This window comes from Herbaspirillum lusitanum (genome assembly GCF_026127345.1).
GTDB classification, from domain to species: Bacteria; Pseudomonadota; Gammaproteobacteria; order Burkholderiales; family Burkholderiaceae_D; genus Herbaspirillum; species Herbaspirillum lusitanum.
Genome location: NZ_QXFG01000022.1, coordinates 1 through 947 on the forward strand (window position 1 = coordinate 1; position 947 = coordinate 947).

The window sequence follows — 947 nt, forward strand, 5'->3', positions numbered from 1 at the left end:
CATTGATACTCATTTATAAACTCCTTGCAATGTATGTCGTTTCAGCTAAACGGTATCAGCAATGTTTATGTAAAGAAACAGTAAGATAATACTCAACCCGATGTTTGAGTACGGTCATCATCTGACACTACAGACTCTGGCATCGCTGTGAAGACGACGCGAAATTCAGCATTTTCACAAGCGTTATCTTTTACAAAACCGATCTCACTCTCCTTTGATGCGAATGCCAGCGTCAGACATCATATGCAGATACTCACCTGCATCCTGAACCCATTGACCTCCAACCCCGTAATAGCGATGCGTAATGATGTCGATAGTTACTAACGGGTCTTGTTCGATTAACTGCCGCAGAAACTCTTCCAGGTCACCAGTGCAGTGCTTGATAACAGGAGTCTTCCCAGGATGGCGAACAACAAGAAACTGGTTTCCGTCTTCACGGACTTCGTTGCTTTCCAGTTTAGCAATACGCTTACTCCCATCCGAGATAACACCTTCGTAATACTCACGCTGCTCGTTGAGTTTTGATTTTGCTGTTTCAAGCTCAACACGCAGTTTCCCTACTGTTAGCGCAATATCCTCGTTCTCCTGGTCGCGGCGTTTGATGTATTGCTGGTTTCTTTCCCGTTCATCCAGCAGTTCCAGCACAATCGATGGTGTTACCAATTCATGGAAAAGGTCTGCGTCAAATCCCCAGTCGTCATGCATTGCCTGCTCTGCCGCTTCACGCAGTGCCTGAGAGTTAATTTCGCTCACTTCGAACCTCTCTGTTTACTGATAAGTTCCAGATCCTCCTGGCAACTTGCACAAGTCCGACAACCCTGAACGACCAGGCGTCTTCGTTCATCTATCGGATCGCCACACTCACAACAATGAGTGGCAGATATAGCCTGGTGGTTCAGGCGGCGCATTTTTATTGCTGTGTTGCGCTGTAATTCTTCTATTTCTGA

General features: G+C 46.3%; 2 protein-coding genes. Both read right to left on the reverse strand.

Going from position 1 to position 947, the window contains the following annotated elements; genetic code table 11:
• Window positions 1-204: 204 nt before the first annotated feature.
• Window positions 205-753 carry an ead/Ea22-like family protein gene (locus tag DXT88_RS23300; protein ID WP_001289873.1) on the reverse strand — a complete coding sequence of 183 codons (549 nt, stop codon included), beginning with the start codon at window positions 751-753 and terminating at the stop codon, window positions 205-207.
• Window positions 750-947, reverse strand: a 198-nt coding sequence (locus DXT88_RS23305; RefSeq protein ID WP_096174589.1) for a TraR/DksA family transcriptional regulator, incomplete at its 5' end; no start/stop codon positions are given. The genes DXT88_RS23300 and DXT88_RS23305, both read right to left, overlap by 4 nt.